Raw genomic sequence first — 25,181 nt, forward strand, 5'->3', positions numbered from 1 at the left:
TGAGCTGCCGGAGAGGGTGTTGATGGCAGGCAACATGGACTGGGTGGAGCGGGCGCTCCCCGTTGCTCACGAGGACGCTGCGCAGGCCGAGGGCTACATGAGCACCGACCCGCGCGCGGCCGCGTTCTATGCCCGGCGCTGCGTCGAACGGGTCGTCGAGTTCGTCTACGCCACCCATCGCCTCGAGGACCCGTACAAGACCGACCTCTCCGGCCTCATCAACGGGGTAGCCTTCACCGGCCTGGCCGGACGCCCGGTGGTGGACAAGCTCAACTTCCTCCGTAAGGCCGGCAACAACGCCGTTCACAAGGATTCCGTGCTGGATGCCCGCGCCGCCCTCACCATCCTGCGCGAGCTGTTCCACGTGCTCGTCTGGGCCGCGTTCCACCACGGCCCGCACCCGGAGGCCGTGCCCACCGGTGCGCAGTTCGACCACGCACTTGCCCCGCAGAAGGCCGCCATGAGCGTGGAGCAGCTCGACGCCGTGATTGCCCGGCTCAAGAAGCAGGACGAGGACAACGCCCGTCTCCGCGAGCAGAACGAGCAGCAGGCCGCCGCGTACGAGGCCGAGATCCAGGCCCTGCGGGAGCAGATCGCCGCCGCCCAGGCCGCCGCCACCACCAGCGAACTCCCCGACCTTCACGACTACGACTACGCAGAGGCGGAGACCCGCTCTCTCTTCATCGACCTCCTCCTCGCCGAGTCCGGGTGGCCCCTCGACCAGGCTCGCGACCGCGAGTACCCCGTCACCGGGTTGCCCACCCCCGGCGGCACCGGGCGTGTGGACTACGTTCTCTGGGGAGCCGATGGTCTGCCCCTGGCCGTGGTGGAGGCCAAGCGCACCACCAAGAGCGCGCTCGAAGGCCAGGAACAGGCCCGCCGATACGCTGACGCCCTTGAAGCGCAGTTCGCTCGCCGCCCGCTGATCTTCTACACCAACGGCTATGACCACTGGTTCTGGGACGATGCGGCCTTCGGCGAGGCCGGCGGCTACCCGCCCCGTGAGATTGAAGGGTTCTTCACCGCCGACGAGCTCGAGCGCCTCATCCAGCGGCGTACCGTCCGCCAGGACCTTACGGACGTGCCGGTCAACGTGGACATCGCGGGACGGCCATACCAGCTGGAGGCGATCTCCGCCGTCGGGCAGGCCCTCGCCGCCCGCCAGCGCGATGCCCTGCTGGTCATGGCCACCGGCACCGGCAAGACCCGGACCGCCATCGCCCTCGTGGACCAGCTGATTCGGGGGAACTGGGTCAAGCGGGTCCTGTTCCTCGCGGACCGGACGGCCCTGGTACGGCAGGCCAAACGGGCGTTTGCCGCGAACCTGCCGGACACCGCCGTCGTGAACCTGCAGGACGAGAAGCGCGGGGAGGGGCGGGTCTACACCGCGACCTACCCGACCATGCTCAATCTGCTGGAGCACGACGGGCAGGACGGTGGGACGCGGAGGTTCGGCGCCGGGTACTTCGACCTCGTGATCATCGACGAGGCCCACCGCTCCGTCTATCAGAAGTACGGCGCGATCTTCGACTGGTTCGACTCCCTGCTGGTGGGCCTCACCGCTACACCCAAGGACGAGGTGGACCACAACACCTACCGGCTGTTCCACCTCGAGGACGGGGTGCCCACCTTCGCCTTCGACCTTGAGGAGGCCGTGGAGCAGGGGTACCTGGTGCCGCCGCTGGGGGTGTCCGCGGGGACGGAGTTCCTGCGCCAGGGGATCCGTTACGCCGACCTCTCCGACGAGGAGAAGGCCGAGTGGGACGCGCTGGATTGGGGCGAGGACGGCCCCCCGGACAGCGTGGACTCCGAGCAGGTCAACAGGTTCCTCTTCAACGAAGACACCGTGGACAAGGTCCTGGAGCTGCTCATGGAGCGCGGTCAGAAGGTGGCCGGCGGTGACCGGCTCGGCAAGACCATCGTGTTCGCGAAGAACCAGAATCATGCCGACTTCATCGAGCGTCGATTCAACGCGCGGTTCCCCGAGCTGGGCGGGACGTTCGCACGGGTGATCACCAGCAAGACCGCGTTCAACGACGCACTGCTGGATGACTTCTCCGACTCGGACAAGGCCCCACATATCGCCATCAGCGTGGATATGCTGGACACCGGGGTGGACATCCCTGAGGTGGTGAACCTGGTGCTGTTCAAGGTGGTCCACTCCAAGACCAAGTTCTGGCAGATGATCGGCCGCGGCACCCGCCTGTGTCCCGATCTGTTCGGGCCCGGGCAGGACAAGAAGAACTTCACCGTCTTCGACTTCGGAGAGAACCTGCCTTACTTCAACCAGGATCTCCCCGAGCCGGGGTCCTCCGTGCAGAAGTCCCTTACCCAGCGGTTGTTCGAGGCACGGGCCGGGATTGTGGCGGCCCTGGATGCGCGCGAGGGCGATGGGGAGGCGGGCTCGGCCAGCGTCGTACGCCAGGCCCACGCCACCTGGCTGCACTCCTACGTGGAGGGCATGCCGATGCAGAACCTGCTGGTGCGCAAGCACCGGCGCCACGTGGAGCGCTGGTCCGAGCCCGATGCGTGGGCCGCGGTGACCGCCGAGGATGTCGACGAACTCGCCGACCATGTGGCCGGACTGCCCTCCACGCTGCGTGACCCGGACGAAGCAGCGAAGCGCTTCGACCTCGTGACCCTGCGCTGGCAGTTGGCCACCCTGGACGGTGATGCCGCCCTGGCGGAGCGTTGCCGCAGATCCGTCCAGGAGGTCGCGGGTGCGTTGCTGAGTCAGCTGGCTATCCCAGCCGTCAAGGTGGAAGAGTCCCTGCTGCGCTCCGTTGCGGAAGACCTGTGGTGGGAAGGCGCTGGCGTCGTTGACGTGGAGGCGCTGCGGGAGAGCCTGCGCGGACTGGTGGTGTTCCTGCCGAGGCTGAGCTCCTCACCGGTGTACACGGACTTCGTGGACACCCTGGGGGAGATCGACGAGGTGGTCGTGGTGCCGGCACGGCCGGGCATGAATTGGGAGCGCTACCGCGAGAAGGCCATGGCCTTCCTGCGCGCCGAGGAGGACACCCTGGCGTTGCGGAAGCTCCGCGGCAACCAGCCGCTGACGGCCACGGATCTCGAGGAGCTCGGTCGCATGCTGGTGGCGGCGGGCGGATCTGACCGGCCGGAGCTGGATTGGGTGCGTGAGCACGCCGGCGCCGAGCTGGGCGTCTTCGTGCGCAGTCTTGTGGGGTTGGAGCGGCGGGCCGCGGAAGAGGCGCTGGCCGCGTTCCTGGACGAGGGCAGGTGGACCACGCGCCAGATCCGCTTCACCCGCATGCTCGTGGACGACCTGGTGCGCAACGGCGTGGTGGACCCGGGTCGGCTCTACGAGGACCCGTATCTCGCACTGGGTGGCGTCGATGCCGTGTATCCGCAGGATGCTGCGGACGCCGTGGTGGCCGTACTGGCCGAGGTGCGGGCGCGGGCCGAGGTGGAAGCGGGGAAGGTGGCCTGAGGACGGACTACTTGCGGACGGCGCGCTGAGCGACCTGGGGCAACATCTGACCAATCTGTCTGAGCCCATCCGGACCAGTGATGGCGGCGACTGCGATGATGCCTGCTGTGCCAATGGGCTAGGCCCGTGGTGCTCAGGACCGCACGCATTTGCTCGTGGGCCAGACCGGCGAGGAAACGTTGGTTCTCGAGGTCTTTTTTTCGTTGGCCCGGTCAATGAGTTCATCCACCATCCTGGCCATCCGCCACACCTACAAGGAGTCGGGGCTGCCATCGCGGGCGGCAGCCACGCCGGAGCGGGTGCTCGCCTACACGCGGGAGCAGCACCACGTGGGGAAGTTCCCGAAGGAGCCCGCCCGCCACTGGCTGATCTTCATGGGGGAGGGCGGGCGTCGTTCTCGCCTCACCGCCGTGTACGAGAACCGCGGGGAGGCCGTGGCTGAGCGCACGGAGCGGCACCGGTACTACGACGTTGCGCCGGTGCCGCTGTTGGCCTCCCTCGAGGAGCGCCTGGTGGTGGAGTGGTCCGCAGACCCCGTGAACTGGGCCAAGCGCGGCCCCCTGGCGTCGCGGTTCCCCGTCCTGGAGATCGCCGACCCCACCACCGAGGCGTTCCCCGGCTTCGACCACGTGCTGCTCAGCTACGGGGACCTGCAGTCAATGGTGACCGAGACCCGCTACGCAGGCTGGCGCACCGCCCTGCAGGCCGTACGCGGGATCTACCTGATCGCCGACGAGACCGCGGGCCAGTGCTACGTCGGCAAGGCCGACGGCGAGCGTGGTGTGCTCGGGCGGTGGGAGGCCTACGCCCGTGACGGGCATGGCGGGAACGTCGCCCTCCGGGATGCCCTGGAGCTCGACCCCGCCCAACCGGAGCGGTACACGTTCAGCCTGTTGCGCGTGTTCGGCTCCAATACCCCGCAGGCCCAGATCGACGCCGCGGAGAAGCACTACAAGGACGCTCTGATGACGCGCCGGTTCGGGCTGAACCGGAACTGAACGGACGTCGTTGTCCTGGGGGAGAGAGCGAAGGGCAGACGGGGGGGATGGAATGCCCGCGCCGAGCCTCGGGGAGGAGGACAAGCGCGCCATCCCGGCACTGCAGCCACCGCTGAGTTCCTCGAATGTGACCGCCCACGAGCACACGGGGCACCAGCAAGCCGCCCGCATTGATGTCGTCGCGCGGGCCGAGGTCGTCGAGGCGGGCGGGTCAGGTCTGATGGGCGTGAACGGCCTCCCCGGAACCGGCAAGACGACGATGCTCCGGGGCATCCTGGCGTCCAACGTCGTCGAACGAGCACGCCGATTGTCGGCGTGTGAGAACCCATTCGACGCCCTCACCGAACGCACCCATGAGTGGACCGGCGAGGGCAGGATGCGACGACGGGCGCGCGAACTCCGGCCCGAGGTGGCTGGCCTCGAAAGGGTGGTGGCCTCGGCGAACAACGCGGACGAGGAGAACATCTCCGAGGAGATTCCACATCGGAGCGCCATCAAGGACGGCCGACACGTGGATGCGGACTACTTCGCCTGCCTGGCCACCGCCGCCTTGGGCGGAAGCGGCGGGGGAAGAGGACGCCCTGGGTGAGGACAGCTTGACGTCGGAGCAGCCGGGCGCCTCGGGCCTGGCCACTGCGCCGATGGCAACGGCACCGACTCCGCCCCGCTCCGCGCGCAGGCGGCCGACGAGGGGGTAGTGCTGCTCGGGGTCCTTCCGGAGGGGCCGGGTCGGCCCGGACCGGCCCGGGGCGCACGGGGCGCACGGGGCCGGCCGGACCGGCCTACGGATCGGACGGCTCAGCTCTGGGCCGACTCGACGTCCTCGTCGACCCAGTCGCGGGAGCGTTCCACGGCCTTCTTCCACAGCCGCAGGGCGCGCTCAGCCTCCTCCTCGTCCATGGTGGGCTCCCAGCGCTTGTCCTCTTCCCAGTTGGCCACGAGCTCGTCCTGGGACGCCCAGAACCCCACCGCCAGGCCTGCGGCGTAGGCGGCGCCGAGAGCGGTGGTCTCGATGACCTTGGGGCGCACGACGGGCACGCGCAGCAGGTCCGCCTGGAACTGCATGAGCAGCTCGTTGGCGACCATGCCACCGTCGACCTTCAGTTCGGTGAGGTCCACGCCGGAGTCCGCGTTCATGGCGTCCAGGACCTCGCGGCTCTGGAAGGCGGTGGCCTCGAGCGCCGCGCGGGCGATGTGCCCCTTGTTGACGTAACGGGTCATGCCCACCATGGCGCCGCGGGCCGCGGCGTCCCAGTGCGGGGCGAAGAGGCCGGAGAACGCGGGGACGAAGTAGACGCCGCCGTTGTCCTCCACGCCGGCGGCCAGGGTCTCGACCTCCGGGGCGCTGCCGATCATCCCGAGGTTGTCCCGCAGCCACTGGATCAGCGAGCCGGTGACGGCGATCGAGCCCTCCAGCGCGTACACCGGCTTCTGGTCGCCAATGCGGTACGCCACCGTGGTGAGCAGGCCGTTGTCCGAGTGCACCGGCTCCTCGCCGGTGTTGATCAGCATGAAGTTGCCGGTGCCGTACGTGTTCTTGGCCTGGCCGACCTCGAAGCACGCCTGGCCGAAGGTCGCCGCGTGCTGGTCGCCCAGGATGCCGGTGATCGGCGTCTCGCGCAGCAGCTGCTGGCCGGATACGGTGCCCACCTCGGCGGAGGAGCTGACGATCTCCGGAAGCATGGACATCGGGATGCCCATGTCCGCGCAGATCTCCTCGTTCCAGTCGAGGGTGTCCAGGTTCATCAGCATGGTGCGGGAGGCGTTGGTGACGTCGGTGACGTGCCGGCCACCCTCGCCGCCGCCGGTGAGATTCCACACGAGCCACGAGTCCGTGGTGCCGAAGATGAGGTCGCCGTTCTCGGCGGCCTCCCGGGCACCGTCCACGTTCTCCAGAATCCAGGCCACCTTGGGGCCGGAGAAGTACGTGGCCAGGGGCAGCCCGACGCGCTCCTTGTAGCGGTCCGCGCCGACGTCGCCGGCCAGGCGCTCGCAGAGGTGGTCGGTGCGGGTGTCCTGCCACACGATGGCGTTGTACACCGGCTTGCCGGTGTTGCGGTCCCACACCACGGTGGTCTCACGCTGGTTCGTGATGCCCACGGCGGCGACGTCGTGTCGGGTCACCTCGGCGCGGGCCAGGGCCTCCCCGATGACCTCGCGGGTGTTCGTCCAGATCTCCACCGGGTCGTGCTCCACCCAGCCGGCGCGCGGGAAGATCTGCTCGTGTTCGCGCTGACCAGTGGACACGATGGCCCCACTGTGGTCGAAGAGGATCGCGCGCGTGGACGTGGTGCCCTGGTCGATGGCCATCACGTAGCGGGGGGTGGTCATGTCCTACTCCTTCGGAGGTGGTCACGGGGGTGTGGGGGTGGCGGGCACGTTCCCGACGGGGAACGTGCCCGCCGGGGTTGGACGGGCAGACCGCTCAGACGAACAGAGGCGCGGCGAGGCCGGCCAGGACGGCGCCGACGAGCGGGCCGACGATCGGCACCCAGGCGTAGCCCCAGTCCGAGCCGCCCTTGTGCCGGATCGGCGCGACAGCGTGGAACAGGCGGGGGCCCAGGTCGCGCGCCGGGTTGATGGCGTACCCCGTGGGGCCGCCCAGGCTCGCGCCGATCGCGACGACGAGCAGGGCCACCGCGAGCGGGCCGAGCCCGGAGGGGGTGGAGCCGAAGAGCAGGACCACGAACACCAGGACGAACGTGGCGATCACCTCGGTGACCATGTTCCACAGCGGGTTGCGGATCTCGGGACCTGTGGCGAACGTGCCCAGGATCGCGCCCTGGTCCGTCTCCGCCTGGTAGTGGTCGCGGTAGGCCAGCCAGGCCAGGGCCGCGCCGAGGAAGGCGCCGATCAGCTGCGCCGCGAAGTACGCGAGCGTGGTGCCGAGGGTCACGGCGATGCCGGGGGCGTACTCCTCGGCGCCGCTGACGAGCAGGCCGACGGTCACGGCGGGGTTCAGGTGCGCACCGGTCGCGGCAGCGACGTAGACGCCCGCGAAGACGCCCAGCCCCCAGCCGAAGCTGATGAGCAGCCAGCCTCCGCCGTTGCCCTTGGTCTTCGTCAGGACGACGTTGGCGACGACGCCGACGCCGAGCAGGAGGAGGATGGCCGTGCCGGCGATCTCATGCAGGAAGATCGTGCCCATGGACGGGCTCCTTTCCGTGGACGGGGGCGGCGTCGGCAGCTGCGAGCGCGGCGGCGGCGGTGACGTCGTCGTGGGCGGTCTCGCCGCGGAGGCGGGCGGCGACGAGGTCCTTGTACGCCCGGATCTCACCGGCGATGCGCTCTTCATCCCAGCCCAGCTCGGGGGCCACGAGGGACGCGATCTCCGCGGCCGCCGCGACGCCGCGGTCACGGACCTCGGTGGACAGGCGCGTGCGGCGCTCGATGACGTCGTCCAGGTGGACGACGCCCTCGGCCCGGGCGGCGTGGACGATCTCGGCGCGCAGGTAGCGCGGCGCCTCGGCGAGAGGGACGCTCAGGGACGGGTCGGCGTCGATCAGGTCGAGCACGTGGCGCAGCACGGTGCCGTAGCGGAACAGGAGCCGGTCCACGCGGGCCTCGTCCAGGCCGTAGTCGGCGGCGATGCGGTCCGCCTCCGCCTCGATCTCCGAGTAGCCGAGGCCGCCGAGCACGGGGATGTGCTCGGTGAGGCTGGGACGGGTCGGGTGGGTCTCGCGCACCACGAAGTCCACGACGTCCTCGGCCATGGCCCGGTACGTGGTCCACTTGCCGCCGGCCACGGCGGTGAGGCCGGGGGCCACCTCGGTGACGGTGTGCTCACGGGAGATCTTGGTGGAGCCGCCGTCGGATCCGGTGACCGGCTGCAGGAGCGGGCGCAGGCCGGCGTACGTGGCGATCACGTCGTCACGCGTGAGGTCCTCCTTCAGCACCGCGTTGGCGTGCTCGAGGATGTAGTCGATGTCGTCCGCGGTGGTGGCCGGATGGGCCACGTCCTCCGCCCACGGGGTGTCCGTGGTGCCGATCACCCAGTACTCGTCCCACGGGATGAGGAACAGCACGGACTTCTCCGTCTTGGTGATCACGCCGGTGGCGGCGTCGGCGCGGATGCGGTCGCGCGGGACGGTGATGTGGGCGCCCTTGGAGGCGAGCACCTCGAGGCCGCCGTCGGCCCCGGCCAGCTCCTGCTGCTCCTGGGTCCACACGCCCCCGGCCAGGATCACGGCGCGCGCGTGCACGTCGAACTCCTCGCCGGAGGTCTCCTCGCGGACACGCACGCCCTGCACACGGCCGTCGTCGCCGCGCAGGTAGTCGGTGACGGCGGTGTAGTTGGCGGCCACGGCGCCGTGGTCCACGGCGGAGCGCACGAGCATCATGGCCAGGCGGGCGTCGTCGAACTGGGCGTCGGCGTACTCGACCGCGCCGACGATCTTCTCGTCGTCGAGGGAGGGGAAGGTCGCGGCCATGGAGCGGCGGCTGAGATGGCGGTGCGCGCCCATCGCGCGGCGGCGGCCGAGCGACTGCATGGCGTCGTACATGGTGACGCCGGCGCCGATGAAGCCGCGGTCGATCACCTTGTGGAAGAACGGGAAGACGAAGCGCAGGGGACGCACCAGGTGGGGCGCGGTCTGGGTGAGCAGCAGGTCGCGCTCCCGCAGCGCCTCGTACACCAGCTTGACGTCCAGCATCTCGAGGTAGCGCAGGCCACCGTGCATGAGGCGGGAGGAGCGGGACGAGGTCCCGGAGGCCCAGTCGCGGGCCTCGACGATGCCCACGTCGAGGCCGCGGGTGGCCGCGTCGAACGCGGCGCCCACGCCGGTGGAGCCGCCGCCCACGACCAGGATGTCGAGGGGGGCCTCCGGGCTGGTCGCCCGGAGGCGGGCGAGGTGATCCTCCCGCGTGGCGGCGGAGAGGGAGACGGTTCGCAGGGTCGGCATGGAGGGATTGCTCCTTTATCGGTGGAGGCACAGTGTAGTGGCGTGGCTCACGATACCTGGTGTCATATCACGAGATCCGGTATCAGCGCGAGCCGAGGTCCATGATGTCACTCCCGGGTCGCGGGTGCCCACGCGCCGGGTACGGTCTCGCGGAACCCGAGCCGCTCGCACAGGGCCACGTCGGTGCGCGTGGAGGTGGCCCGTCTCGCACGGTCCCCGGACTGTGGCACCTCACCCTGTTCCGCTGGAACGAGGGCGGAGCGCCCCGGGTGACGCGTACCCACGGGTGAGGCCCCGCCCCTACACTCCGACCATGGACATCACCGTCGGCGCCGTCGGCCGCGCCTCGCTCTCGGACTGGGAGCAGGAATGCTGCGGTGACCCGATCGCCGTGGGGGAAGTCCACGAGCTGATCCTGCTGCCCTCCCGGGGAGTGAGTCAGGCTGGGCCCCTGGTCTCTGCAGGCTGGGTCGTCACCCATCACGACGACGGCAGCCCCGCCGGGTCGATCCCGTTGCGTCGTGTGCGGGCCGTGGTGAGGGCGGCACACGAGGTGTGGCCCTCGGGGCGGCTCGCCGAGATCGACCGCGTCCCCGGCCACGCTGACCTGACGGTCCTTGAGCCGGAGGAGGCCACCGGCCTCGGCTTGGGGGAGGTCGTCTATGTCGGCGCCTACGAGCCGGTGCTCCCCGAGACTCCCCGCCCTGACGAGTGGCTTCTCGACCTGGAGATCCTCGAGGACCTCGGTCCGCACACCTGGTGAGCCTCGCGAGTCCATCCCCTCACGGTCTCGAGCTACATGGGGTGAGCGTAGAAGTCCGTTCGGCGGCACGGATTGCCCCCGACACGCCGACCTCGGTGCGCATGGATGCGAACGTTCACATCACCGCATCCCCCACGCCTCTCCACGATGCGCACGTGGGGGATTTCTCTTTCGCCACGGGGTCCTAGGCGGTTCTTCCGGAGCTGACGTTGCCTTCGCCGTCATAGATGGCCCCCCCACCTCCCCGGTCGCTCGCGAGCATCGCGTAGACGAGGGTGTCCGTCCACTCGCCCTTACTCCACAGGTCCTGCCGGTGGTGTGCCTCTCGACGCATCCCGAGCGTCTCGGCCAGTCGGGCGGACGCCGTGTTGCGGGCATCCATCTGTGCCACCACCCGGTGCAGGCCAGACGTCTCGAACCCCAGGTCCAGCAGCGCAGCCGCGGCCTCCCGGGCGAAGCCTTGACCGGCATGCCGCGGATCCAGTGCCCAGCCGATCTCCGCGACACCGCGCTCGCGGTCCGTCAGCCACAGGATCACGTCACCCACGGGGACGCCCGCGTGCTCCACCACCAGGGACACCGCCCCGGACGGGCCGCCGAGGTCGTCCCACGTGATCCGCTTGGCCAGCTTCGCTCGCGCGGTCGCCTCGTCCCAGGGCTCGTCCAGCAGGTGGCGCACCACCTCGGGCTGCGTGTACATCTCCTGCAACCAGCCGAAGTCGTCCTCCCGGTGCGGTCGCAGCGTCAGCCGCGCGGTGGGCAACGGCCAGTCAGGGGCGCGGCCGCCCGCAGCCGCGCCCTCCTTGCGCCCCGCCGGAGGCGGGGCGTCGACGTCGGTGGGGGCCGGCGTCGTCGTGCCGGACGCCCAGTCCTGGCGCAACATTGCGTAGGCCACCGACGCCAGCGGCTCCCCGCCCTCCACCGGCCAGCCGCGCCGGTAGTGCGCCTCTTTCACCCAGCCGGCCCGGCGGAAGGTGCGCAGCATGGGCACGTTGTCCTCGCGGGTCTGGCCCTCGAAGCGGTCCACCGCGGGCATCGACTCGAACACGAGCCGGGTGAGCGCGGTGAGGATCTGCGCGCCGAGCCCGCGCCCGCGGAACCGCTCCGCCACGCGCAGGTCGAACAAGGGGGTGGGGTCCGTGAGGTCCTCCAGGCGCACCACGCCGACGCGGCCGTGCTCGGCGTGGTCGATCCAGAAGGTGCGGTGGTCCTCATCCTCCCAGGCGCCGCCATCGACGGCCTTCTCCGCCTCCGGCCGGGTGACGCGCGGGCGCGTGTGGAACGGCCACGCGTTCTCGGTGAGCAGGGCGACGAGCGCGTCCCGGTCGGCGCCTGCCGGGTCGAGTGGAGTGAAGGTGACGTCCATGGGGCCGAGAGTAGGGGAGGGGACGTCACCGCCGCCCGTTGCCGTGACCCCATGGCCACGCCCCTCCTCGACCTCGCGGCGCGCCGCGCGAGGAAGCCCGGGACGCGCAGGCCGAGATCGGCTGGACCATAGCCCCGGCCCACGCCGGCCGGGGCCACGCCACCGAGCTGGCCTGTGCCCTGCTGGACCTCGCCTTCGCGGGCCTCGGCGTCCGACCCGTGGAGGCTCACGCCTTCGCGGACAACGCGCCCATCCCGCGCGTGATGGAGAAGGTCGGCCTGCGCCACGAGGGCATCTTCAAGGAGGAGTCACTGCACCGCACCCGCGGCTGGGTGGACGGCGTCACTTACGCGATGCTCGCCTCGGAGCATCGGGCCCGGGGCTGACGGCTTTCCACCTCAGACGCCCAGAAGTACGCAACGCTCTAGACATAACGTTGCGTAAGGTTGTGGCATGAGCAACGATCCGCGCCCGACCCCGTGGGCCGTCGGCTGGGAACAGCGCCCCTGGACCGCGGACCCCGACGACGCCGGCGTCCTCACCCGCCGCGCTCGCGTGCGTGCAGCAGGCCCATATCGAGCCGCGCTCCCCGCCCGTATCGCCCGCCTCGGGCTCGACCTGCCCTCTGATCTGGCGACCGAGGTCGAGGAGGCGACGGCCGCCGTCGTGCGCTTCGACGCCGAGATCAGCCACGCCCTCCCGGGGCTCACCGGCGAGATCGCCCCGATCGACGCGGTGCTCCTGCGCACTGAGTCCGCGTCCTCCTCGCAGATCGAGCACATCACGGCGGGCGCGCGAGCCCTCGCCCTGGCGACTCTCGGCGAACGCACCCGCCCGAACGCAGCGCTCGTGGCGGCGAACGTGAGGGCCATGGGCGCTGCTTCCCGGCTGGCTGCCGACCTGGACGAGCCCGCCCTGCTGGCCGCCCATCGTGCCCTCATGGACGGTCAGGAGCATGCCCGGCCGGGCGCCTACCGCGATGCGCAGGGGTGGATCGGGGGCGGGGCGCCCACGCCGCACACGGCGCAGTTCGTCCCGCCCCACCCGGAGCGCCTGCGTGCCGGGATGGACGATCTCTTCGCCTACCTGCGACGCACGGACGTGCCCGCCCTCGTGCAGGCCGCCATCGCGCACGCCCAGTTCGAGACCATCCACCCGTTCGCGGACGGCAACGGCCGCACCGGGCGCGTCCTCGTGCACGCCGTGTTGCGCCGGGCCGGCGCGATCACCCGTATGGGGGTGCCCCTCTCAGCGGGACTCCTCACGGACACGGCCGGATACTTCGACGCCCTCACCGCCTACCGCGACGGCGACCCCGCGCCCATCGTGCGCCGCTTCGCGCAGGCCGCCCTGGCCGCCGTCGGCAACGGCCGAGAGCTCGTCGCGGACCTGGACGAGGCCCTGACCGGCTGGCGCGAGCGGCTCACCGCCCGGCGGGACGCGGCGGTCTGGCGGGCGCTCGCGGTGATCATCGCGCAACCCGCCGTGACCGTGGACCACCTGGCCCAGGCGCTGGGTGTCTCGCGCCCGGCCGCCCAGCGGGCCGTGGACCAGCTTGTCGAGGCCGGCGCTCTGCAGGCCGCGTCCGCTCAGCGTCGGAACCGGGTGTGGCTGGCCACCGAGGTGCTCACCTGTCTGGACGAGTTCGCCGCGCGTGCGGGCCGGCGGGGTTGACCGGGGGCGGTCTACAGGGTTGACCAGCCTCAGTGCCGTATGTAGTGCCCCGGCCATCCGGGCGGGCGTCGGGTTGCGGGCGTCCATCTGCGCCACCACCCGGTGCAGGCCGTACGTCTCGAACCCCAGGTCCAGCTGGGACACCGATCCGGCAGGGCCGGCGAGGCCGTCCTCCCGGTACGGGCGCAGCGTCAGCCGCGCGGTGTGCAACGGCCAGCCAGGGGCGAGGTCGCCCGCAACCGCGTACTCCCCGCGCACCACCCGGGACGTCGATGCCGGCTGGGTGCCACGCTTCGACGTCGACGTGCTGGAGGCCGCCCTGCGGCCCGTCCACGAGCGGCCCCGGTGGGAGGAATGGGGGCAGATCGCCGCGCCAACCCTGCTGATCACCGGGGAAAACGGGTACGTGCCCGCCGGAGAGCTGGACGAGATGCGGCTGCGGCGCCCGGAGGTGCGGCACGTGCAGGTGCCCGGCGCGGGGCACGACGTGCACCTGGACGCGCCGGAGCGGGTGGCTGAGCTCGTGCGGGGGTTCGCGGCCTGATTGCTCTGGGGCAGGATCACCTCATGGACCACAAGCAGATCCTCCACGACGGGCTGCGCCGCCAGCGTGCGGCCCTCGTCCAGAAGCTCGAGGGCCTCAGCGAGCGCGACGCCCGCCTGCCGCGCACTCCCACCGGCACCAACCTGCTGGGACTGGTCAAGCACGCCGCCGTCGTCGAGCTGGAGTACTTCGGCGAGACGTTCGGCCGCCCCGCCGAGGTGCAGCTGCCCTGGGCGGCGGCGGGGCGGCCGGAGGAGGACAACGTGGACATGTTCGCCGCCGAGGGTGAGTCCCTCGAGGACGTCCTCGAGTTCGCCCGCCGTTGCTTCGCACACGCGGACGCGACCATCACGGCCCTCGGCGCCGACGCCCCCGGGCGGGTGGCGTGGTGGCCCGACGACAAGGCGGAGGTCACGCTCGCGCAGATCATCGCGCACGTCGCCCTGGACGAGGCCCGGCACGCCGGCCACGCGGACATCCTGCGGGAGCAGATCGACGGGCAGGCCGGCCTGCGCGCCTCGGGGAACAACCTGCCCCCGTGGGACGCCGACCGCTGGGCCGCCCACGTGGACCGTCTGACCGCCATCGCGGAGGGGAGCGGCGGGCCGGGCCGGAACTGAAGGCACATGCCTCCCGTGCCCGACCTGCCCGCCTGCCTCGAGCGCGAGCCGCTGACCCGCGCCGTCGTCACCGGCTACGCCGCGAAGGTGACCGCCGAGGACCGCGCCGTGCAGCGGGACGCCTTCATCGCCGCGATGGTGTGGGGATACGGACGGGTCGGCTACGGCCCCTCCCGGGTGGAGCGCATCATGACGCAGCCCGGGTTCGAGGAGCAGCTCGCCGACGTCACCCGCATCACCCTCGAGCAGGGCGGGCCCGCGGCCTTCGAGCACATCCGGCAGCAGCGCAAGAGCGGGGTCGGCTGCATCAAGCACCTCGGCGCGGCCTTCGGCACCAAGTACCTCTACTTCCTCACCAAGGCCCACCGGGAGTCCGACATCGCCCCCGTCCTCGACTCCGTGGTGCGCGCCTGGTTCGCCGAGCATGCGAAGGACGTCGACGTCCGGATCGGCGGCGGTTGGACCTACCCCCGCAAGTACGCCACGTACGTGGAGACCATGCAGGCGTGGGGTGAGGAACTCGAGATCCCGGCCGACGACGTCGAGCGGCTCATCTTCCTGGAGCAGCAGGGCGCCACCCAGGAGCCCTGGCGGGAGAGCTGGAGTTCCGCCGCCGCGGACCCGGAGGCCGGCGAGCTGCTCGAGGCCCTCCGCCTCGCGCTGGCCGACCTGGGCGCCGGGGACGACGCCGAGCCCCACCTGCGGGCTCTGGAGGACGTCATCGCCGACGCGGAGGACCGGGCGCCCGACGAGGAGTGAGGTCCGCCCGCCTGCGCGCGGTTGGAGTCGAGATGAACGTGTCCGCTGTGCAGCTGATCGGCGACGAGTCCGGCGTGCACCGCGGCCTGTACCGGCGCGTCGTGGACCACGTCCCGTGGCTACGCGGCTTCGTCTGCGACGACCTCCACAATTTCGGCCCAGAGGACCGGTGGATCTTGGCGCGGTGAGGGCTCAGCGATCCATCGCAAGGGCGCCTACCGTGTCCAGGGCCCTCCGTAGGCTCGAGGCGTAGCCGGGGTAGATGTCCCGGACGAAGAGAGGACATTGGCATGACCACCAAGGCGGGGCTCATCGTGGCCGCTTCCCATGCTCTGCAGAACAGTCCCCAGCTGTTCGCACGCGTCGAGGACGGCGGTGTGGTCATTGGTGGGCGTGGCGGCGAGGTCATGCCGGATTCGACCGGGCTGTACGCGGTTGTCGCGCAGGATCCTGACGCGGCGCGAGCCGAGCTGCGATTGGACACGTCTGTCAGTCGAAGCGATGTGCTTTACATCGGCAAGGCCGAGGGCAGCCTGCGGGCCCGCCTGGAACGCAAGCATTTCGCGGGCGGCGGCACCGCGCACTCCACTCTGCGCCGCACTCTGGCCGCACTCCTGGTGGATCGGCTGGACCTGGAGCCAGTCGCCGTCGCCTCCGCGGGTCGATTCTCCCTCACCCCGGAGAGCGGCGAGCAGCTGACCACCTGGATGCGCCGTCACCTCGCCGTCCGTGTGTGGCAGGCGCCCGCCGGGTTCGCGGAAGTGACACCGCTCGGGGGCATCGAGAAGCCTGTGATCGACACGCACACCCCGCCGTTGAACCTCATCTACGGCGGTACCAGCCCCGAAGCACAGCTGCTCCGCCAGCGCATCCGGAAGGCCCGCACGGCCCTGGCGGAGCAGGCGAAGCGCGGTGTGGACGTGGTGGAAGTCCATTCGTCGGCGCGCGCGGCCGTCGGCGACTTGTTCCGCCGCCGCCCCAGCCAGTACGGGCTGCGGGGAAGCGTCGGTCTCTGGGAGGAGCTCGCTGAACGGCTCGACGACACCCCCATGCCCACCAGTGAGTATGAACTCGGCCGGCTCCTGCGCGATGCGCTCGATCGCTCCCTTGAGGGGGCCGAGCCTTACGACGAGGACAAGGTCAATGTGGAGCGGTTCAACCGCGGAGGCATGAGTCAGGGCCTCGTCCATCTGCCCTGGTGGGAGGACCAGGCCATCCCCCTCCTCCTCGACCGCTGGGGAGCCTGGGCGGACACCCGGGGTCTCCTCGGCCCGGAGGACTACATCGGGAGCTGGTGACCCGACAGTGTGTGGTGCCTGCCGCCGTCCTCGATGGCCTCCTTCGCCACCGGCCGGGTGACGTGGGGCGCACAGGGAAGGGCCACGCGTTGCCGGTGAGCAGCGCAATGAGCTCCGCGCGGTCCGCGCCGGCGGGGTCGAGACGGGTGATGGCGACGGTCATGGGGCGAGGGTGGGCGCCGGCATCTTATGCCCCTCCCCACCCGGCCCCTTCCGAGTCCGACACAATGCATACATCCATGCATGCATCCGATTATTCTGGCCCGCATGACTCCACTCTCCGACCCCTTATGGGGCAGTCGTGCCACGGCTGCCGGCCGCCTGGCCCACGACGTCGCCTGGCGCATCGTCCGCGGTGAGATCGCCGCGGGGGAGATGCTCACCGAGGTCCAGCTCTCCACGGAGGCCGGCATCTCCCGGACGCCGGCCCGGGAGGCCCTCCTCCAGCTCGAGCGCTGGGGCCTGGTGCGGCTCCTCCCCAAGAAGGGCGCGGCCGTGCAGGCTCTCACGCCGCAGAGCGTGGCCGACCTCACGGCCCTGCGTGGCCTCCTCGAGTCCACCGCCCTCGCCACGGTCGCCGCGCGGCCCGACGCCGTCGGGCCCCTCGTCGCCACGCTCACCGCCAACCTGGAGCAGCAGCGCGCCGCCCTGGACGCCGGCGACCTCGCTGCCTTCTCCGCGCTGGACGTGCGCTTCCACCGGGACGTGATCGCCACGTGCGGCAACGCCGCCTTCGACGAGGTCGTGCGCACCTTCGCCCCCCGCCTGGCCCGCCTCATCCACGCCGCCACCGGCGGATCCGTCGACGCCGCCCGCCGCCTCCTCGATGGGCACGCCGAGATCTGCGCTCAGCTGGCCGCCGGGCGCGCCGCAGACGCCCAGCGCGCCCTGCAGGCGCACCTCGACACCGCGGGGACCGGCGTCGTCCCCGGCCCGCCGCCCGTGGGTCTGTCCGAGGCAGGTGAACCCCGATGATCGAGGGCCTGCTGATCCTGCTGCTCTGCCAGCTGGCGGGCACGCTCGTGGCCGACACGCTGCACCTGCCGATCCCCGGGGCCGTGCTGGGCATGCTCCTGCTGCTCGGCCTGCTCGCGTGGCGCCGGCCGGCCGAGGACGCACCGGTGATGACGGCGAGCCATCACCTGCTCCAGCACCTGCCGCTGCTGTTCGTCCCGGCGGGCGTCGGCGTCGTCGCGGTGCTGGGCCTCATCGGGGAACACCGGGCGCTGATGCTGGTCGGCTTCGTGGTGCCCTGGCTGCTGGGGCTGCTGGTCACCGCCGGCGTCGCCGCCCCGCTCGCCCGCCGCCTCACGGACAAGGAGGACGCACAGTGAACGCCGCCGAACTCACCGACTCCCTCGCGGAGGCCTGGGACGCGCTCCTGCACACACCGCTGTTCGGCATCGCGCTGACCCTCGCCGTCGCCGTGCTCTCCCGCCGCCTGTGGCTCGCCGCCCGGCAGACCGCCCTGCTCACGCCCGTGCTCGTGACGATCGTGCTGGTGGCCGCGTTCCTGGCCCTGACCGGCATCGACTACGAGACCTACATGATCGGCGGCAGCTACCTCACCTTCCTGCTCGGTCCCGCCACCGTGGCCCTCGCCGTCCCCCTGTACCGGGCCGGCCCTGACATCCGGAAGCTGCTGCTGCCGGTCGCCGTCGGGGTCACCGTCGGCTCGCTGACCGCCATGGTGAGCGCCGTGCTGATCGTGCGGGCAATGGGCGGGGACGCCGCGCTGGCCGCCACGTTCGCCCCCAAGTCCGCGACGACGCCGATCGCCATGGCGGTGGCCGACGCCGGCGGCGGGATCGTCTCCCTCGCCGCCGTGCTCCCCGTGCTCACCGGCGTGCTCGGCGCCGTGCTGGCCCCCTGGGTGCTCGACCGGCTGCGCGTGCGCGACCCCCGCGTGCGCGGCCTGGCCATCGGCGTGAGCTCCCACGGCATCGGCACCGCCCGCGCCCTCGCCGAAGGCCCGAAGACCGGTGCGTTCTCCGCCCTCGCCATGGCCTGCTCCGGTGTGCTCACCGCCCTGCTGGCCCCGCTGGTGCTGGCGATGACGGGGTGAGGGGCCGGGCGGCCGCCCCCGGCCGGGCAGCCGCCTCGACCCGCTCCAGCCGCGGCGGCCTCCTTACCGTGTCCGCCCCGCCTGCCACCCTGGTCCTCTTCCTTCCCCGCGGGCCGCCCGCCGGCCCTCGCTGGCGCGGTGACGCGGCCCGGTCCTGCGAACGAGAGGACCTCACCCATGATGGGCCCGTCCCACGCGGCCACCGGCGCCGCGGCCTGGCTGGCGCTCACGCACTGGCAGTCGCCGATCGCCGTGCTGCACCTGCCCGCCGAACTCCAGCTGCTCGGCGCCGTGACCACCGCCGGCGCGGCCATGATCAGCGACTGGGACCACCCCCGCGCCACCGTCGTCCACGCCCTGCCGCCCCTGACCGAGTGGATGAGCCGCGGCATCCGCCACGTGGCCGGCGGGCATCGGCGCGGCACACACTCGCTGGTGGGGGTCGCGGCGTTCACCGCCATCGCGACGGCGGCCGCCTCCATCCAGGTGCCGATCGCGGGGCACGTCTACACGCCGGGGCAGGGGGTCATCGCCGCGTTCCTGGCGGCCGTGGCTGCCAAGGCCCTCCGACTGCTCCCGAACCGGGGATGGAGGGCCGCGTGGGCGCTCGGCATCCTGGTCGCGGTGTCGGCGACCGTCCTCAGCGACGGGCTGTGGTGGATCCCCGCCTCCGTGGCCGTCGGCGTGAGCGTGCACATCCTCGGCGACGCCCTCACCAACAACGGGGTGGCCCTGCTCTGGCCGCTCAGCCCGGAGCCCCCCACACGCCTGTGGTGGTGGCAGTCCTCCGGACGGTTCCGGCTTCCCCTGCTCGGCCGGACCGGGTCCTGGCGGGAGTGGGCGCTCGTCTCGGTGGTCACCGCGTTCACCGTGGTGCGGGCCGTGCGGCTCGTCCCGCTCGCCGCTCGGGGGGTGGCGGCACTGTTCTGAGCGGCGGCACCCGGCCGCTGTCTCCTCACGCCTCCGGGAACCACCCCGCCCGCACGGTCGCCTCGGTCCCGCGCGGCAGCCTCGGACGGCCGCCGGCGGCCAGGTCCCGGCACGCGTCCGTGAGCGCCTCGAACGGCCATCCCGGGACCCGGCCCAGCCCCTCGGCCGTGCCGTCCGCGCGCCAGTGCACGTGCCAGTCCCGGCGCCGCAGCCCATGACGGCCCCGCAGGCTCACCCCTGTCCCGACCGTGCGCACGACCGCCTGGTCGACGGCCTCGAGCAGCTCATCCGACCCGGGGTCGCATGCGTCGCATCCGCAGTCCGGGAGCAGCGCGTGCACCTGCCCCGGGGCGCCGACCGCCACCCGGAGCACCGGAAGGACACCGCCGTCGTCGTCCTGGGGCACGTCCGTCTCCAGCAGCCGCCAGGGGGAGGCGCCGTCGACGTCGGCCGGCGGCGCCACCCGCAGCGCCCGGCCCACGGGGACCGCCAGGTCGGCGCGCCCGGCCTCGTCGAGTGGGATGCCACGCACCGGGTCCGGGGCGACCGCGGCGCCCGCCTCCGCGAGCACCTCGGCCCACACGCGGGCCCGGGCGGTCATCCCGAGCTCACTCCGTCGGCGTCAGTTCCCGCTTGAGGATCTTGCCGGTGGCGGTCTTGGGCAGCCCGTCCCGCACGTTCACGGTGCGCGGGTACTTGTACGGCGCCACCTGGGACTTCACGTGCTGGATCAGCTCCTCCTCCGTGGCGTGCGCGCCGGGGGCGAGCACCACGTGCGCGGCGACCTCCTGGCCGAGCTCCGGGTGGGGCACCCCCACCACGGCGGCCTCCGCGACGGCCGGGTGCTCGTAGAGCACCTCCTCGATCTCGCGCGGGTACACGTTGAGCCCGCCGCGCAGGATCATGTCCTTCGTGCGGTCCACGATGTAGTAGTTGCCCGCCGCATCGCGCCGGGCGAGGTCGCCGGAGCGGAACCAGCCGTCCTCGGTGATGGCCTGGGCAGTGGCTTCCGGCTTGCCCCAGTAGCCCTTCATCACGTTCTCGCCGCGGATCCACACCTCGCCCAGGGTCTCCTCGTCGCCCTCGGGCACGACGGCCCCGTCCGGCGTCACCAGCTGCATCTCGCACCCTCGGACGGCGCGTCCGATCGAGCCCGGATGGTGCTCCTCGCCCGGGTGGTTGAAGCACGCCACCGGGGAGGTCTCGGACAGGCCGTAGCCCTCCAGGATCTCGCAGTCGAAGGTGGCCTCGAAGCGGCGCAGCAGCTCCACGGGCAGGGCGGATCCGCCGGAGACGCCCAGGCGCAGGCTGGCCAGGTCCTCCGGACGGTCCTTGGCCGCGGCCAGCACGGCCCCGTACATGGTGGGCACGCCGATGAACACGTCCACCGCGTGCTCGCGGACGGTCTGCGCGGCCACGGCGGGATCGAAGCGGGGGATCAACGCCAGGCTGGCGCCCATGGTCACGGGCGCCATGAGCGCGCACGTGAGGCCGAACACGTGGAACAGCGGCAGGCAGCCGAGCACGGTCTCCCCGTGCTGGAGCTGGATCAGCGTCTCCGCCGCGGTGTCCGCGTTGGTGCCCATGTTCCGGTGGGTCAGCTGGGCGCCCTTGGGGCGGCCGGTGGTGCCGGAGGTGTAGAGGATGACGGCGTCGTCCTCGAGGTCCCGCTCGACGGTCTCGGTCACCGGGCCGGGGCTCTCCGCGAGGTGCGGGGCGAGGCCGTCTTCGCCGAGGGTGCGCAGCGGCACACCGCGCTCGCGGGCGCCCTCCACGGCTTCCTCGGACGGCACCGACCACAGCATCGACGCGCCCGAGTCCTCCAGGTAGTACTCGATCTCGCGGCGCTTGAACAGCGGGTTCATCGGGACGACGACGGCGCCCAGCTGCAGGGCCGCGAAGAACACCACCGGGAACGCCGGGATGTTCGGCACCATGAGCGCCACGCGGTCCCCGGGGCCGATGCCCTCCTGCCGCATGAGCCCGGCCAGGCGCTGGGACTGGTCCTGCAGCTCCGCGTATGTCATGCGGTTCTCGCCGAGGATCAGGGCGGTGGAGTTCGGATGCTCGGCGGCGGTGCGCTCGAGGCGGGTGGGCAGGGTGAGGGTCACGACGGGCCTCCGAGGGGAGTCGGATGTGATGGGAACCACAGCGTAACGCCCGGCGGTGCTCGTTCGCTGTGAGCCGAGCGGGGTGTGTCGGCGGACCTCACGCCAGCGACATCACCGCGGTTCTGCCCGGCGGTGATGTCGCTGGCGCGCGGTCATCCACCGGCCCCGCCTGCGACGTCGATGTGTCGTCTCCACGGCTCAGGGGCGCAAGACTGGTCCCCGCACACCGCCGCCCGGACCGCCGGGCCAGACCGGAGGACAGACCATGACCGCACAGACCCCCGCCACCCCTGCCATCCCCGAGACGATGAAGGCCGTCGTCATGCGCGCGCCGGGCGACGTCGTCGTGGAGGAGGTGGACACCCCGCGCGTCGCTCAGCCCACGGACGTCGTCCTGAAGCTGGCCGCCGCGTGCGTGTGCGGCTCGGACCTGTGGCCCTACCGCGGTCACAACGACGTCGACCACCGGCGCATGGGCCACGAGTACGTCGGCACGATCGTGGAGAAGGGCGAGGACGTCGCCACCCTCGAGGTCGGCGACTTCGTGATCGGCTCCTTCATGCTCTCGGACAACACGTGCGAGATCTGCCAGGCCGGCTACCAGTCCCGATGCGTCAACGCCGGCGAGTACACGGGCAGCCAGGCGCAGTACATGCGCGTCGAGCTCGCCGACGGCTCCCTCGTGAAGGTGCCCGGGGGCGAGCCCTCGGACCCGGACCGCCTGGCCGACTACCTTGCCGCCTCGGATGTGCTCGGCACCGGCTGGTACGCCGCCGTCGCCGCGCAGGCCGGCCCCGGCAAGACCATCGCCGTGGTCGGCGACGGCGCCGTCGGCCTGTGTGCCGTCCTGGCCGCCAAGACCCTCGGCGCGGAGCAGGTCATCGTGTTCTCCCGCCATGAGGATCGGGCCGCGCTCGCCCGGGAGTTCGGCGCGGACGTCGTGATCGCCGAGCGCGGCGAGGAGGGCGCCGCCCAGGTGCGCGAGCTCACCGGCGGCTACGGCGCGCACGGGGTGTGCGAGGCCGTCGGCACGCAGGGCTCGATGGACCAGGCCCTAGCCTCGGTGCGCCCCGGCGGGTACCTCGGGTTCGTGGGCGTCTCCCACGACCAGACCCTCGACGGCTCCGACCTCTTCGGCCGGCAGATCCACCTCGAGGGCGGCCCCGCCCCCGTCCGCCGCTTCCTGCCCGAGCTGATCGAGCGCATCCAGTCCGGGGAGATCCAGCCCGGCCGCGTGTTCACCGCGCGCATGCCGCTCGACGACGCCGCCGAGGCGTATCGGGCCATGGACGAGCGCCGCGAGATCAAGGTGCTGCTGGAGGTCTGAGGCCCCTGCGGCGTGCGGAGGTGCCGAGAGGCTCCTCTGCCCCTCAGCCCTTCTTCACGGTGATCGTCCACTCCGCGGCGCCGCGCTTCACGAAGTCGGTGACCTCGTGGCCGTTCTCCGCGGCCCAGCGGGGCAGGGAGTCGGTGGCCTGGGTGCAGTCGAAGTCGATCACGAGCTCGTCCCCGGAGGGGATCTGCTGCATCGCCTGGTTGGCCTCCACGAGCGGGAAGGGGCAGACCTGGCCGTCGGTCTCGAGCAGGTGCTTCGCCATGATGTTCTCTCCTTGGTGTCGGTGGTCAGAGGTCGTGCGCGGGCGGGCCGGCTCAGCCGATCGGCGTGAGCTTCACGGGGCGGGCCGTCCCGGCGTTCGCCGCCGCGCCCTCGGCCGAGGCGAGGCCGGAGCCGGAGGCGGGGACCGGCGTCGTGCCCTTGCCGCGGTGGTTGAGGATGAAGAGCTTGGCCGCCAGGCCGGTGCCGAGCACCATGAACACGAGCGCGGTCCAGCCCTGGAAGCTGAAGGTCGCGGTGTTCACCATCGCGTTGCCGATGGTGCAGCCGCCGGCCCACGCCGCGCCCCAGCCCATGCCGAGGCCGCCGATGATCGAGCGGACGGTGGTCTGCGCGTCGGGTACGCGGACGCGGAACTCGCCGGAGGCCTTCGCGGCGATGAACGAGCCGATCAGCAGGCCCGTCACCATCAGCACGCCCCAGTCCACGAGCTCGAGTTCGCCCGTGCCGAGGAACGCGCCGATGTTCGCGGACGGGCCGGTAATGCCCAGGCCGGACTCACGGCCGGTCGCCCAGGAGAGCGGCCACGCGAGGATCGCCAGCACGCCGATGATCGCGGCGGTGACGAACGGGTGCCACGCCTTCTCGGTGAGCACGTGCGCGAGGCCGGTCTTGGCAGCGGGCAGGCGGAAGCGGGTCATGGCCGCCTCGCGACGCAGGTGATGACGCACGGCCAGGCCGACGCCGGCCACGAGCAGCGCCACGAACACCCACGGGGACAGTCCCGTGAGCTGCTGGAACGAGCCCGTCTGCGTCTCCACGGAGCGGACGGCCTCGGTGGTGCCGGCCAGCGGTCCCTTGCGGAACGCGGTGGCGCCCACGATGTAGAAGATCAGTGCGAACCACGAGCCCACGAGGCCCTCGCCCGCGCGGTAGTACGTGCCGGTGGCGCAGCCGCCCGCGAGCACGATCGAGAAGCCGAAGATCAGGCCGCCGATGATCGTGCCCAGCCACGGGAACGTCTCCGCCTCCAGGGTGATCACGCCCAGGGCGTCGAGGGCGAACACGCCCACCGACTGGACGGCCACGATCACCATGAACGCGGTGAGCCATCGGGTGGACCGGATAGTGAACAGGTCGCGGAAAGCGCCCGTGACGCAGAAGCGTCCGCGCTGGAACACGAAGCCCAGGACGAGGCCGAGGAGGAGTCCGGTGATGATCATGCCTGCCATGAGACAGGGTGCGGCCGGTCCCGCGCGCCGGGCAGGACGTGCGGGGTAACAGTCGCAGGGCTGTGCCGGAGACGACGCGCGGGGGCGCCGTGGGCGACGCTTGACCCTCCCCTTGGGGGAACGCCCACGCTGGGATCACCTGAGAGAAAGGTCGCCCCATGAGCCCCCCGATGACCGTCGGCGAGTTCGCCCTCGCCACCGGACTGAGCGCGAAGGCGCACGCGGCCGAGCTGCGACGCCGCCGCGACCTCGAGGACCGCGCGCTCGCGCTCGCGGTCGCCGGTGTCTACGCGGCCCCGGATCCTGACGACGACGGCGCCCCCGCCCGTCCCGGCCCCGTGGCGGAGCGCACGGTCGGGCCGACGCCGTGGGCCGGCGTCGTGCAGCGGGTGGCCCTGGACGAGGCCGGTGAGGAGGCGACCACCGAGCGCGCGAACGACGCCTTCGCGACGCTGTTCCAGGCGCTCGCGGAGGCGGGGTCGGCACCGGCCGGGCCGCCGTGGACGGCACTGCGTCCGGTGCCGGGCACCGCCGACGTCGTGGAGACCGTCCTGGCCGTCCCGCTGAGCGGCCCGGCTCCCACGGGCCTCAGGGTCGGCGGGCACGAGGTGGTGACCGGGGCGCTGCCGCGCCGCGTGGAGCGGTACGTGGACGTGCGGGCCGATGCGGGCGAGGTCGACCTGCTCGACGACGCCCCCGGCGGCGCGCTGCCCCATCCGGACCTGCTGGGACTGATGGACGCGTTCGACGTGGAGGATGCCGGCGCCGCGCCGGAGATCCGCCAGATCCTCGCGGACCCGGACGCCGGCCACGTCGAGCTGGCGATGACGGTGCGGGAGGAGGCGGGAGCGGGGCAGGGGTGAGCCGGCGCGGGGACGGCACGGCGTGTCTGGCCGGCCGACCCTGCCGGTCCCGCG

Annotated in this window: 24 protein-coding genes and 1 pseudogene; 17 read left to right on the top strand and 8 right to left on the bottom strand. The window is 71.9% G+C overall.

What is annotated here, in order from left to right; translation table 11 throughout:
• The first annotated feature begins 22 nt into the window (after positions 1 to 22).
• The 3 genes from NR072_RS10930 (at position 23) to NR072_RS10940 (ending at position 5,035) form a co-directional block, all read left to right on the top strand.
• Positions 23 to 3,448, top strand: coding sequence for a DEAD/DEAH box helicase family protein (locus tag NR072_RS10930; protein WP_228070676.1), 3,426 nt, complete (start codon positions 23 to 25; stop codon positions 3,446 to 3,448).
• Positions 3,449 to 3,663: 215 nt separating this feature from the next.
• Positions 3,664 to 4,446 (top strand): GIY-YIG nuclease family protein, encoded by a 783-nt coding sequence (locus NR072_RS10935; RefSeq protein WP_061867691.1) that lies wholly within the window; start codon positions 3,664 to 3,666, stop codon positions 4,444 to 4,446.
• 52 nt (positions 4,447 to 4,498) lie between these two features.
• Positions 4,499 to 5,035, top strand: a complete 537-nt coding sequence (locus tag NR072_RS10940) for a hypothetical protein (RefSeq protein ID WP_061873093.1) — start codon at positions 4,499 to 4,501, stop codon at positions 5,033 to 5,035.
• Positions 5,036 to 5,244: 209 nt separating this feature from the next.
• Here NR072_RS10940 and glpK read toward each other — a convergent pair whose 3' ends face one another.
• The 3 genes from glpK to NR072_RS10955 form a co-directional block, all read right to left on the bottom strand.
• Entirely contained in the window at positions 5,245 to 6,777 is a 1,533-nt protein-coding gene (glpK, locus tag NR072_RS10945; protein WP_061867693.1) for a glycerol kinase GlpK, read from the bottom strand.
• A gap of 94 nt (positions 6,778 to 6,871) precedes the next feature.
• Entirely contained in the window at positions 6,872 to 7,594 is a 723-nt protein-coding gene (locus NR072_RS10950) for an MIP/aquaporin family protein (protein WP_061867694.1), read from the bottom strand.
• Complete coding sequence (locus NR072_RS10955; RefSeq protein WP_061867695.1) at positions 7,572 to 9,347, bottom strand: glycerol-3-phosphate dehydrogenase/oxidase; 1,776 nt, start codon at positions 9,345 to 9,347, stop codon at positions 7,572 to 7,574. Before NR072_RS10955 ends, NR072_RS10950 begins: the two co-directional genes overlap by 23 nt.
• 313 nt (positions 9,348 to 9,660) lie before the next feature.
• Between NR072_RS10955 and NR072_RS10960 the strand changes: the two genes are divergently transcribed.
• Positions 9,661 to 10,110 carry a hypothetical protein gene (locus NR072_RS10960; protein ID WP_061867715.1) on the top strand — a complete coding sequence of 150 codons (450 nt, stop codon included), beginning with the start codon at positions 9,661 to 9,663 and terminating at the stop codon, positions 10,108 to 10,110.
• 184 nt (positions 10,111 to 10,294) lie between these two features.
• On the opposite strand, the gene NR072_RS11520 is transcribed toward NR072_RS10960, so the two are convergent.
• The gene (locus NR072_RS11520) at positions 10,295 to 11,476 is read right to left on the bottom strand and encodes a GNAT family N-acetyltransferase (protein WP_061873092.1); all 1,182 of its coding nucleotides are present in this window, start codon (positions 11,474 to 11,476) and stop codon (positions 10,295 to 10,297) included.
• A gap of 110 nt (positions 11,477 to 11,586) precedes the next feature.
• Between NR072_RS11520 and NR072_RS10975 the strand changes: the two are divergent.
• The 11 genes and pseudogenes from NR072_RS10975 to NR072_RS11025 all read left to right on the top strand — a co-directional run.
• Positions 11,587 to 11,862, top strand: a pseudogene (locus NR072_RS10975) (GNAT family N-acetyltransferase); the annotation flags it as partial.
• Between the two features lie 67 nt (positions 11,863 to 11,929).
• Positions 11,930 to 13,150 (top strand): Fic family protein, encoded by a 1,221-nt coding sequence (locus tag NR072_RS10980; protein ID WP_061873091.1) that lies wholly within the window; start codon positions 11,930 to 11,932, stop codon positions 13,148 to 13,150.
• Between the two features lie 202 nt (positions 13,151 to 13,352).
• Positions 13,353 to 13,694 carry an alpha/beta fold hydrolase gene (locus NR072_RS10985; RefSeq protein ID WP_231862115.1) on the top strand — a complete coding sequence of 114 codons (342 nt, stop codon included), beginning with the start codon at positions 13,353 to 13,355 and terminating at the stop codon, positions 13,692 to 13,694.
• Positions 13,695 to 13,717: 23 nt separating this feature from the next.
• On the top strand, positions 13,718 to 14,314 hold the full coding sequence (locus tag NR072_RS10990; RefSeq protein ID WP_061867699.1) for a DinB family protein: 597 nt from the start codon (positions 13,718 to 13,720) through the stop codon (positions 14,312 to 14,314).
• A gap of 6 nt (positions 14,315 to 14,320) precedes the next feature.
• Complete coding sequence (locus NR072_RS10995; RefSeq protein ID WP_061873090.1) at positions 14,321 to 15,073, top strand: hypothetical protein; 753 nt, start codon at positions 14,321 to 14,323, stop codon at positions 15,071 to 15,073.
• A gap of 32 nt (positions 15,074 to 15,105) precedes the next feature.
• On the top strand, positions 15,106 to 15,261 hold the full coding sequence (locus NR072_RS11000; protein ID WP_157554162.1) for a hypothetical protein: 156 nt from the start codon (positions 15,106 to 15,108) through the stop codon (positions 15,259 to 15,261).
• Positions 15,262 to 15,363: 102 nt separating this feature from the next.
• Entirely contained in the window at positions 15,364 to 16,371 is a 1,008-nt protein-coding gene (locus tag NR072_RS11005; RefSeq protein WP_061867701.1) for a GIY-YIG nuclease family protein, read from the top strand.
• Between the two features lie 267 nt (positions 16,372 to 16,638).
• Positions 16,639 to 17,346: a GntR family transcriptional regulator gene (locus tag NR072_RS11010; RefSeq protein ID WP_061873088.1), complete on the top strand. Its 708-nt coding sequence runs from the start codon at positions 16,639 to 16,641 to the stop codon at positions 17,344 to 17,346.
• Positions 17,343 to 17,705: a CidA/LrgA family protein gene (locus NR072_RS11015; RefSeq protein WP_061873087.1), complete on the top strand. Its 363-nt coding sequence runs from the start codon at positions 17,343 to 17,345 to the stop codon at positions 17,703 to 17,705. The genes NR072_RS11010 and NR072_RS11015 overlap by 4 nt, the downstream gene beginning before the upstream one ends.
• Positions 17,702 to 18,436: an LrgB family protein gene (locus tag NR072_RS11020; RefSeq protein ID WP_036315548.1), complete on the top strand. Its 735-nt coding sequence runs from the start codon at positions 17,702 to 17,704 to the stop codon at positions 18,434 to 18,436. Before NR072_RS11015 ends, NR072_RS11020 begins: the two co-directional genes overlap by 4 nt.
• Before the next feature lie 177 nt (positions 18,437 to 18,613).
• Positions 18,614 to 19,366, top strand: a complete 753-nt coding sequence (locus NR072_RS11025; protein ID WP_061867704.1) for a metal-dependent hydrolase — start codon at positions 18,614 to 18,616, stop codon at positions 19,364 to 19,366.
• A gap of 25 nt (positions 19,367 to 19,391) precedes the next feature.
• Here the strand turns inward: NR072_RS11025 and NR072_RS11030 are convergent, their stop codons facing one another.
• The gene (locus tag NR072_RS11030; protein WP_061867705.1) at positions 19,392 to 19,967 is read right to left on the bottom strand and encodes a DUF6226 family protein; all 576 of its coding nucleotides are present in this window, start codon (positions 19,965 to 19,967) and stop codon (positions 19,392 to 19,394) included.
• A 7-nt stretch (positions 19,968 to 19,974) separates the two neighbouring features.
• On the bottom strand, positions 19,975 to 21,477 hold the full coding sequence (locus NR072_RS11035) for a long-chain fatty acid--CoA ligase (RefSeq protein WP_061873086.1): 1,503 nt from the start codon (positions 21,475 to 21,477) through the stop codon (positions 19,975 to 19,977).
• Positions 21,478 to 21,742: 265 nt separating this feature from the next.
• On the opposite strand from NR072_RS11035, the gene NR072_RS11040 reads away from it, so the two are divergent.
• Complete coding sequence (locus NR072_RS11040) at positions 21,743 to 22,804, top strand: zinc-binding dehydrogenase (protein WP_061867707.1); 1,062 nt, start codon at positions 21,743 to 21,745, stop codon at positions 22,802 to 22,804.
• 43 nt (positions 22,805 to 22,847) lie between these two features.
• On the opposite strand, the gene NR072_RS11045 is transcribed toward NR072_RS11040, so the two are convergent.
• The gene (locus NR072_RS11045; protein WP_002855519.1) at positions 22,848 to 23,075 is read right to left on the bottom strand and encodes a sulfurtransferase TusA family protein; all 228 of its coding nucleotides are present in this window, start codon (positions 23,073 to 23,075) and stop codon (positions 22,848 to 22,850) included.
• A 52-nt stretch (positions 23,076 to 23,127) separates the two neighbouring features.
• Positions 23,128 to 24,255: a YeeE/YedE family protein gene (locus tag NR072_RS11050; protein ID WP_061867708.1), complete on the bottom strand. Its 1,128-nt coding sequence runs from the start codon at positions 24,253 to 24,255 to the stop codon at positions 23,128 to 23,130.
• A gap of 167 nt (positions 24,256 to 24,422) precedes the next feature.
• Here NR072_RS11050 and NR072_RS11055 point away from each other — a divergent pair, with 167 nt between their 5' ends.
• The gene (locus NR072_RS11055; RefSeq protein ID WP_043281415.1) at positions 24,423 to 25,127 is read left to right on the top strand and encodes a hypothetical protein; all 705 of its coding nucleotides are present in this window, start codon (positions 24,423 to 24,425) and stop codon (positions 25,125 to 25,127) included.
• Positions 25,128 to 25,181 lie beyond the last annotated feature (54 nt).

The organism is Micrococcus sp. Mcc89 (assembly GCF_024519795.1).
Taxonomy (GTDB): domain Bacteria; phylum Actinomycetota; class Actinomycetes; order Actinomycetales; family Micrococcaceae; genus Micrococcus; species Micrococcus luteus.

Bases quoted from the DNA above. Each gene is read 5' to 3' on its own strand.
- NR072_RS10930 (WP_228070676.1), top strand. From the start codon at position 23: ATGGCAGGCAACATGGACTGGGTGGAGCGGGCGCTCCCCGTTGCTCAC.
- NR072_RS10935 (WP_061867691.1), top strand. From the start codon at position 3,664: ATGAGTTCATCCACCATCCTGGCCATCCGCCACACCTACAAGGAGTCG.
- NR072_RS10940 (WP_061873093.1), top strand. From the start codon at position 4,499: ATGCCCGCGCCGAGCCTCGGGGAGGAGGACAAGCGCGCCATCCCGGCA.
- glpK (WP_061867693.1), bottom strand. From the start codon at position 6,777: ATGACCACCCCCCGCTACGTGATGGCCATCGACCAGGGCACCACGTCC.
- NR072_RS10950 (WP_061867694.1), bottom strand. From the start codon at position 7,594: ATGGGCACGATCTTCCTGCATGAGATCGCCGGCACGGCCATCCTCCTC.
- NR072_RS10955 (WP_061867695.1), bottom strand. From the start codon at position 9,347: ATGCCGACCCTGCGAACCGTCTCCCTCTCCGCCGCCACGCGGGAGGAT.
- NR072_RS10960 (WP_061867715.1), top strand. From the start codon at position 9,661: ATGGACATCACCGTCGGCGCCGTCGGCCGCGCCTCGCTCTCGGACTGG.
- NR072_RS11520 (WP_061873092.1), bottom strand. From the start codon at position 11,476: ATGGACGTCACCTTCACTCCACTCGACCCGGCAGGCGCCGACCGGGAC.
- NR072_RS10980 (WP_061873091.1), top strand. From the start codon at position 11,930: ATGAGCAACGATCCGCGCCCGACCCCGTGGGCCGTCGGCTGGGAACAG.
- NR072_RS10990 (WP_061867699.1), top strand. From the start codon at position 13,718: ATGGACCACAAGCAGATCCTCCACGACGGGCTGCGCCGCCAGCGTGCG.
- NR072_RS10995 (WP_061873090.1), top strand. From the start codon at position 14,321: ATGCCTCCCGTGCCCGACCTGCCCGCCTGCCTCGAGCGCGAGCCGCTG.
- NR072_RS11000 (WP_157554162.1), top strand. From the start codon at position 15,106: ATGAACGTGTCCGCTGTGCAGCTGATCGGCGACGAGTCCGGCGTGCAC.
- NR072_RS11005 (WP_061867701.1), top strand. From the start codon at position 15,364: ATGACCACCAAGGCGGGGCTCATCGTGGCCGCTTCCCATGCTCTGCAG.
- NR072_RS11010 (WP_061873088.1), top strand. From the start codon at position 16,639: ATGACTCCACTCTCCGACCCCTTATGGGGCAGTCGTGCCACGGCTGCC.
- NR072_RS11015 (WP_061873087.1), top strand. From the start codon at position 17,343: ATGATCGAGGGCCTGCTGATCCTGCTGCTCTGCCAGCTGGCGGGCACG.
- NR072_RS11025 (WP_061867704.1), top strand. From the start codon at position 18,614: ATGATGGGCCCGTCCCACGCGGCCACCGGCGCCGCGGCCTGGCTGGCG.
- NR072_RS11030 (WP_061867705.1), bottom strand. From the start codon at position 19,967: ATGACCGCCCGGGCCCGCGTGTGGGCCGAGGTGCTCGCGGAGGCGGGC.
- NR072_RS11040 (WP_061867707.1), top strand. From the start codon at position 21,743: ATGACCGCACAGACCCCCGCCACCCCTGCCATCCCCGAGACGATGAAG.
- NR072_RS11045 (WP_002855519.1), bottom strand. From the start codon at position 23,075: ATGGCGAAGCACCTGCTCGAGACCGACGGCCAGGTCTGCCCCTTCCCG.
- NR072_RS11050 (WP_061867708.1), bottom strand. From the start codon at position 24,255: ATGATCATCACCGGACTCCTCCTCGGCCTCGTCCTGGGCTTCGTGTTC.
- NR072_RS11055 (WP_043281415.1), top strand. From the start codon at position 24,423: ATGAGCCCCCCGATGACCGTCGGCGAGTTCGCCCTCGCCACCGGACTG.